Raw genomic sequence first — 8,401 nt, forward strand, 5'->3', positions numbered from 1 at the left:
CGTTGAGTACCCTGTCAGCGCAGGGCAGCGATGGCCGAATGCCAGAAGAGCGAAAGCACGTCAGTGGAAATCATGGCTGCGAACCGGCAGAATATCGTCCTGCTTTCCGTCAGTTCGGAAGGCAGGCGCAGCCAGCACGCGCCCCTTGGGAAATCCGGGGTCACGGGGATCGGGGCCGCCGCCATGGGCAGCGCCATCGCCGCGCCCGTGTGGCAGGTTCAAATCCTGCCGCCCGATCGAGCGCAGCATGGGGTCGAGATTGGTGATCCGGTCGGCGATGACATGGATGATCTCGCCCTCTTTCTGCAGACGCCCCCGCACCGCGATCATCGACGCCGACATGATCTGTCGCCGATAGGTCTCGAACTTGTCGGGCCAGAGGATGGCATTGGCCACGCCGGTCTCGTCCTCAATGGTGACGAAGAGCACACCCTTGGCGCTGCCCGGCCGCTGGCGGACCAGCACGATGCCGGCCACCTCCAGATTACGGCCATCGCGCTGGTTGGGTAGGTCGCCGCAGGACACGATCTTCATGTCCGCCAGCTCCTCGCGCAGAAAGCTCACCGGATGCGCGCGCAGGGAGAGCTGGATCGAGCGATAGTCCTCGACCACCTCCCGGCCTTCGGACAGCGGCAGGAGCGTCACGGTCGGCTCGCTGCCTTCGGGCGAGAACTGCTCCTCTTTAGCGTCGGCAGCAGCGAACAGAGGCAGGGGGGCATCGCCCAACCCCTTGACCTTCCAGAGGCCCTGGCGCCGATCTTGCGCGATGGCCGCGAAAGCGTCGGCTTCGGCAAGCCGCTCGATCGCCGCACGGGGCACGCCCGCCCGCCGCCAGACCTCCTCGACACTGCCATAGGGCTGAATGCCCCGCGCCGCGACGATCCGCGCACCATGGACATTGGCCAGACCCCGCACCTGCCGGAAGCCAAGGCGTACGGCCAGATTCCGGCGATTGGTATGTTCGAGCGTGCAATCCCAATGGCTGTGATTGATCGAAACAGGCCGCACCTCCACCCCATGCTTCCTTGCGTCCGCAACAATCTGCGCCGGGGCATAGAAGCCCATCGGCTGGGCGTTGAGCAGTGAAGCGCAAAAGACATCGGGATGGTGATGCTTCATCCAGCAGGAGGCATAGGCGATTTTGGCGAAGCTGGCGGCATGGCTCTCGGGAAAGCCATAGCTGCCGAACCCCTCGATCTGCTTGAAGGTTCGCTCGGCAAAGTCCTGACTGTAGCCGCGCGCGACCATGCCGCCCACCAGCTTGTCATAGAAATGGCTGACCCCGCCGGTCATCTTGAAGGTGGCCATGGCGCGGCGCAGCTGATCGGCCTCGGCAGGGGTAAAGCCCGCCCCCACGATTGCCACTTTCATGGCCTGCTCCTGAAAGAGGGGCACGCCCAGCGTCTTTTCCAGCACGGCGCGCAGCTCGGGCTTGGGATATTCCGCCTTCTCCTTGCCTTCGCGGCGACGCAGATAGGGGTGAACCATGTCGCCCTGGATCGGCCCGGGACGCACGATCGCCACCTCGATGACGAGGTCATAGAATTTGGCGGGCTTGATGCGCGGCAGCATCGACATCTGGGCCCGGCTCTCGATCTGGAAAGTGCCGAGCGTATCGGCCTTCTGGATCATCGCGTAGACGGCAGGATCGTCCTTCTGCAGATCGGCCATGCCGATAGCGATCCCCTTCATATCCGCCAGCATGTTGAAGGCTCGGTTCATGCAGCCCAGCATGCCCAGACCCAGCACATCGACCTTCATGAATTTCAGAGCATCGATATCGTCCTTATCCCATTCGATGATCTGCCGGTCTTCCATGCGCGCGGGTTCAATCGGCACAAGATCGTCGAGGCGGTCCTGCGTCAGCACAAAGCCGCCCGGATGCTGCGAGAGATGGCGCGGCGTGCCGATCAGCTGGCGCGAGAGATCGAGGCAGAGCCGCAGGCGATAGTCATTGGCGTTGAGGTTGAGGCTTTCGATCTGTTCGGTGCTGATCCCGTCGACCGACCAGCCCCATACCAGGCCGGTGAGCATCTTGGTAAGATCGCGCGGCAGTCCCAGCGCCTTGCCGACCTCGGCCACCGCGCCGCGCGTGCGGTAGCGGGTAACGACGGCGGTCAACGCCGAGCGGTGGCGGCCGTAGGTCTCGTAGATCCACTGGATGATCTCTTCCCGGCGCTCATGCTCGAAATCCACATCGATGTCGGGCGGCTCCTTGCGTTCACCCGAGACAAAGCGCTCGAAGAGCAGCTCATGCTGGATGGGGTCGATCGAGGTGATTCCCAGCATGTAGCAGACGCAGCTGTTGGCCGCCGAACCACGCCCCTGGCAGAGAATACCGCGCCGCCGGGCCTCGGTGACGATGGAATTGACGGTGAGGAAATAGGGTGCGTAGCCAAGCTGCCCGATCAGCCGCAGCTCATGGTCGATCTGGGCGCGATAGGGGGCGGGTAGGCCGCGCGGGAACAGGCGTACTGCCGCCGCCTCGGTAAGGTCAGCCAACGCTTCCTGCGCGGTCCTACCTTCGACCACCTGCTCATAGGGATATTGGTATTGGATCTCGCCCAGATCGAAGCTGCAGCGCGCCGCGATTTCCGTGCTGGCCTCGATGGCTTCGGGGAAGGCGGCAAAGCGCCGCTCCATCTCCTGGGGTGATTTGAGATGGCGGTCCATAAAGCGCTCGCGCTTGAAACCCAGGGCATCGACGGTGGTGTGTTCGCGGATCGCGGCCAAAACATCCTGCAGCGGGCGCATCTGGCCGGAATGGTAGAGGATGTCTCCCGTGGCGACGGATCTCACCCCGGCGGCGCGGGCCAGCCCATCGAGGCGATGCAGACGTCCGGCATCGCCGGGGCGCCGACGGAGCGCAAGCGCCAGATAAGCGCGCTCGGCGAAGATCTCCTTCACCTGGGCGAGATGGCCGCCGCACGCTTCATCCGGCTGATCGGGAAGCAGGATGGCGACCAGACCCTCGGCATGGACCGTGACATCTTTCCAATCGAGAATACAGGCTCCCTTGCCGCCGCGCGCCTTGCCCAGCGAGAGCAAGCGGGTGAGGCGTGACCAGGCAAGGCGATCGGTGGGATAGAGCAACAGCGCCTTGCCGTCGGTGAGATCGACCCGCGTACCCGGGATCATCCGCACACCGGTCTCCTTCTGCCCGGCCCAGCCGCGCACCACGCCGGCCACGCTGCCCCAATCGGCAAGGCCGAGCTCCGAATGGCCCAGCAGGGCAGCTGCCGAGAACAGTTCTTCCGGCGAGGAGGCACCGCGCAGGAAGGAGAAATGGCTGGTCACCTGAAGCTCGACGTAACGGGCCATCAGCCGAACACGCCATGCAGATGCCAGGAGAGATCGCCGGTGCCTTCCTCGACACCATCGCCGCGCCGGAAGATCCAGTAGCGCGCGCCGCCCTCCACCTCCACCCGGTAATAGTCCCTGACCGCCCACATCTCGCCAGGCCGCCGCCACCATTCTCCATGCACACGTTCGGGGCCGTCACCGGCCACGACCCGATAGGTCCCGCCGCGCCAGGAAAAGCGGCGGGGCGGGTGATCGGGCAACAGCGCGATCACGCTGCTCAGGGGTTCGGGCCGGGCGAGCAACCGGGACGGGCGCGCCCATGCTGGCCAGCCCTTGGGCTCACCCAGGGGCATCATTCGGCGGATCGCCCGCTCAGGCACATCGCTCTCATGAGAGGAGAGGCGGAAGACGGCTTCAGGCGGCACGCGCCCGCTTAGCTGATCGACCAACAGAGCCAGATCTGGCGCATGGTCGTCACGCCCCAGCTTGGCTGCCACCATGCTGGCCTGCAGATCCTCAACATGCGGTGCGATCAGCACCATCGTCTCGATGCCGAGACCAGGATCGATGCGCTCGATCCGCGCGACCAGCATGCGGGTAAGGTGCCTGGCGTCTCGGCTCGCCCGCGCGGTGCCGATACCCACTTTCTGCTCGCTGCCATCGACCAGCTGGCAGGTGAGATGGGCAGCGCGCAGCCCAAGGCGCCGCTGCTGGAGTTGGACCACCAGATCATCGACCAGATCGCCGATGACCTGAGCGATCGCCTCGGCGGTGCCAATGGGTTCGAGCAACTGTCGCCGGGCGCTGGGCGTTTCGAAAGCGGTGACCGGCACAATCGGCTCGGCCACCATGCCGCGGGCCTGATCGAGCCGCATAACGGTCGAGAGGCCCAGACGTTTGGCCAGTGGCCCACGCGGCATGGGATAGAGATCGCCGATGCGTTCCAGGCCAAAGCGGGCTGCGGCATTGAGGGCGCCGGTTTCGAGGCGCAGGGCGGCCAGCGGCAGATCGGCCAGCGCGTGGGCTTCCTCCTTTGGTGGCAGCAGGATCATGGACTCACCGCCATAGCGGGCCAGGGCATGGGCCGCGCCCGGTGTCCCCGCTACCGCCACGCTGGCGGTAAAGCCGAGGCGGGAGAGAAAGCGCAGCAGGCGGTGGCAAAAGCGGGCCTCGCCTCCAAAGAGATGGGTGGTCCCGGTAAGATCGAACCACAAGCCATCATGCCCGGAGACAGCTACCGTGGGCGTCCAGTGACCAAGGGCATGGAGGGCGAGGCGTTCAAGCCATGCAGCATCTTCCTCGGGCTCGGCATCGCGGACATCGAGATCGCTCACCAGCGCGCGGGCATGGGCAGCAGCCATGCCGGGGTGGAGGCCCAGATCCAGCGCCAGCGGGCAGGCCGAGGTGATGATCTCGCGCTGGCCGCTGCGGGTGATCAGCACCATGGGGCGAGCCCAGGTCAGGCGCCCGCCCTGCAGCACGGCCATGGGGGAGCTGGCCGAGGGCATCGCCGTGCCACCACCGCCACGCGCGCCTTCATCGGAAGGCATGGCCTTGAAGGGATGATCGGCATGTTCGCTGCGCCGTCCCATCTCGCGCATGGTGGGGCGCTGATGAGCCGGCAGGGCATCGATGGCCGCTGCCTGCCCCACGCCGTTCTGGGTATCATTACGCGCCCAGCGGGCGCCAGGGCGCCAGCCGCCGCCGCGCGGCACCGAGCAGGCGCCGGGGTCGTCGTCGATGGCCGGGGGCGGGAGCGATGAAGAGCGGGTGGGTGCGACGCGATCAGGCCGCGCGGTTGGCCGATCCAGCCGGCGCAATCGCTCGATCGATAGAAAGGGCAGGGCGAGCGAGGCAACCCTTGTCATCACAGGCGTCCAGATCGAGAGAAAAGGGATTGCCGCCACGCTGGCGGGCAAGTTCGACTGACCAGCGTGCCCGGCCGACGCCGGGGTGCGGCAGGGGCGCCGAAGGCAGGCAGCCAATGCGCCAGCGGGTCATGGCGGAAGAGTTCTGGGTGAGCGGGCACTGATCACGCGCGCGATGTCGCCGGTAGAGCAGCATCGGCGTCTGCCCGTCGCTGGCCGCCAGTTGAAGCCGTCTTGTGGCAGTCATATCGGCTGAGCGCACTTCAGCGATGACGCAGGCCAGCGAACCATCGCGCAAGCCGTCCTCGGCGATTGCCAGCACCTCCTGATCTTTCTTCCCCTCCGCATAGAGCAGCCGGGAAGGGCCCAGGCCAACCTGTTCGAGGCCGGGGGCATAAAGGTCGAAGCGCGAAACCGCCCAGAGCACGGTAAACCCCGAGCTGGCAAAGCGCGCTGCGATGCCAGCGGCAAAGAGCGTGGCTGCAGCATCATCGCTCAGCTTTGAGGATGCCGCCGCAACCTCATGAAGGCCCGCGCCATCAAGCCCGCCGAAGGCGAGCCGCTCGTCGAGCATCGGCACACCAAAGGGCAGGACCGGCCCCCGGCTCGCACGCGCCGAGGTCAGCTTCGCGCGCAGGGCGTCGAGCTGTTCCTGGCTTGGGGAGGGGAGGGCAGGCTGGGTGGACATGATGGCAAATCGACTCTATTGTTCCCTTTATGTTCTCAAAAGGAAGGGTGCCGCGTCAAGCTGGATGAATCGGCCATCCACAGAGGTTTATGATTTTGCCTCCGCCGCCTTTGGGCGCTGTCGGTGCGTGAATTTTGCGCGCCCAAAAAAAAGGCCGGTCCAAAGACCAGCCCTTTGAAAGTTTGGGAGAGGATGCCTGAAAGGCGATTTCCAAATGCCAGCAATCGCATTTTGCTGCAAACGCAAAAATCGATCAGCACGTGCGTAAAAGCGATAGAGCTGCGGAGTTACGGGCTATCCACAGGAAGTTGGCGTGTCGCCTGATGGCATTCACCCTTCTTTCATCTCGCACATGCGAAGAGGCACTCGATAGCGTTTCGGCTGCTGCGAATGGATCACCGCTACGGATATGCCGAGCGCTACGTCTTCCCTCACAAAAGCCGCCCAGATCATGGGCTCTCCGGTCAGGCATATGGCTTCAGTCCATCAGAAGCCGGGTCATAACGAGAAGCAGTGCCAGGGATGCGATCGGCATCTGAATGGGCCTCAGACCGGCGAAATGGGCAGGCGCATTGCCCGCCTTGGCCGCGCGATGATCCAGAACGGAAACCAGCGCGAAGCCGATCGCCAGCAAAGCCAGCGACGGGACGATGAGACCCGCCCAGCCCAGGATGAGAGCCAGCCCGGCTATCGAGACGTAGAGTGCCATCGTCCATAGCTCACTGGCCAGCGACGCCTCGCTCCGGCCAAAGCCGAAACCCCGCCTGACGCCACCGACAAAGGCAAGGATCAGGCAGCTCCAGATCACCGTGAGATGGACCGCCACTTCTCGTAGAGCGGGTGCGAACCAGCATCCCAAAGCGCCCAGTACGAAAGGCAGCATCGGGAGATAGCCGAAGATCAGGCTGTCCATCGGGATGGCAGCGGGTTTGGAGATGGATTTGCTCATCTGACGTCCAACGCGTCATCGGGCGGCAAGTTCGCTTGCAACGCGCGCCGCCCATGCCGCAGGTGCCTTACAGCATCTCGAGGGGGCTACGCTTGATGGGGCGGGGAAAGCTGCTTTCGAGCGCCGCCATGTCACCGTCAGTCAACTCCAGAGCCGCCGCCGCGCGATTGTCCCGCACATGGTCGATTGATCCTGCCTTGGGGATAGGCAGGATGCCTGGCTGGCGCAGCAGCCATGCCAAAGCGATCTGGGCCGGGCTGGCATCATGGCGGCGGGCAACTTCCTTGAGCATCCGGTGCGAGAGCAGGCGGCCCTGCTCGATCGGGCTATAGGCCATCACCGGCATGGCATGGTCGGCAAGCCACGGCAGCAGATCGAGTTCGGGGGCCCGGCGCGTGAGGTTGTAGAGGATCTGATCGGTGGCGCAGTGCTGGCCACCCTGAGCGATCAGTTCCTCCATATCGCCGATATCAAGATTGCTGACGCCCCAACGCAGGATCAGACCGGCCTCGACCAGTCTTTCCATCGCCTCGACGGTTTCGCCCAGCGGCACATTGCCGCGCCAGTGGAGCAGATAGAGATCGAGGCGATCGGTTCCCAGGCGCTTGAGGCTGGCTTCGCAGGTGGTACGCAAGCGCCGGGCCGAAGCATTCTGGGGATAGGCCTTGCTGACCAGGAAGACCTCGTCGCGCTGACCGGCGATGGCTTCACCAACCAGCGTTTCGGCTGCGCCTTCGCCGTACATCTCGGCGGTGTCGATCAGCGTCATGCCGCGCGCGATGCCTTCGCGCAGGGCCGCGATCTCCTCAGCCCGGCGGGCGTGATCCTCTGCCAGCATCCAGGTGCCCTGGCCCAGGGCGGGGACGGTGGTTCCATCGGGGAGCGTGATCGTCTTCATAGGTGGTGCAACACCTTATCCGGGCATTGGTTCGCCGGATCTACAGGTCTTTGAAAAGCGGCAGGTCCTGCAATTTGGGCGGCTCGTCCTCCAGCAGAGGTTGCCCATCGACCCAGCGATCCTGCGTCCGCTCGACCTCCAGCCTGTCTTCCCAGGTCCGGCATAGATCGAACGCCTGCGTAGCAGAGCCTCCAAGCCAGCGATCCCAATCCTCACGCCGCAGGATCACCGGCATGCGGTCGTGAACTTCCTGCATTTGGGGCGATGCCGGCACCATGACCATCGAGTAGCAATTGCCCCACATGTCGGTCGGTCGCCAGATGCCGCCCACCGCGAAAGGCATGTCGCCTGGCAGAGCATACCAAATGCGGGTCATGCGCCTATCCTCGCCCTGTGGTTCGGCCCATTGGCTCACCGGGATCAGGCAACGCCGCGTTTCGAAACTGCTCTGCCAGAAGGGGGAAGCAAGATTGTCGCTGCGGGCGTTGTTGACTGCCGTGGGAGCCAGCTTTTGTCCTTGCTTGCCGCGAAGTACGCGAGGGAAGCCCCAATTCATCGACTGGGCACGACCGCCTGTGATCATAAGACCGGGGTAGCCCTTGACCACCTCTTCGCCGAAATTCGCGCCGGCAGGCACCTCTACCCCGAAAATCTGGGAAATCTCCGCTTTGGCGGTACGCAGGCGGTAGAGATTA

Annotated in this window: 6 protein-coding genes; all 6 read right to left on the bottom strand. The window is 64.6% G+C overall.

The annotated features are described in order from the left end of the window. Positions 1-60: 60 nt before the first annotated feature. Complete coding sequence (locus tag SR3_RS29535; RefSeq protein ID WP_068094780.1) at positions 61-3,321, bottom strand: error-prone DNA polymerase; 3,261 nt, start codon at positions 3,319-3,321, stop codon at positions 61-63. After that, positions 3,321-5,171, bottom strand: coding sequence for a DUF6504 family protein (locus tag SR3_RS29540; protein WP_084456063.1), 1,851 nt, complete (start codon positions 5,169-5,171; stop codon positions 3,321-3,323). Before SR3_RS29540 ends, SR3_RS29535 begins: the two co-directional genes overlap by 1 nt. Then, a complete protein-coding gene (locus SR3_RS29545) occupies positions 5,089-5,859 on the bottom strand; it encodes an ImuA family protein (RefSeq protein WP_068094781.1) in 771 nt (256 codons plus the stop codon). Before SR3_RS29545 ends, SR3_RS29540 begins: the two co-directional genes overlap by 83 nt. A gap of 478 nt (positions 5,860-6,337) precedes the next feature. Continuing rightward, positions 6,338-6,808, bottom strand: a complete 471-nt coding sequence (locus tag SR3_RS29550; protein ID WP_068094784.1) for a DUF3429 family protein — start codon at positions 6,806-6,808, stop codon at positions 6,338-6,340. 67 nt (positions 6,809-6,875) lie between these two features. Continuing rightward, positions 6,876-7,706: an aldo/keto reductase gene (locus SR3_RS29555; RefSeq protein WP_068094786.1), complete on the bottom strand. Its 831-nt coding sequence runs from the start codon at positions 7,704-7,706 to the stop codon at positions 6,876-6,878. A gap of 40 nt (positions 7,707-7,746) precedes the next feature. Further along, on the bottom strand, positions 7,747-8,401 hold a 655-nt coding region (locus SR3_RS29560), incomplete at its 5' end, for an SOS response-associated peptidase (protein WP_245654157.1).

The organism is Novosphingobium rosa NBRC 15208, from assembly GCF_001598555.1.
In the GTDB taxonomy this organism is placed as follows: Bacteria; Pseudomonadota; Alphaproteobacteria; order Sphingomonadales; family Sphingomonadaceae; genus Novosphingobium; species Novosphingobium rosa.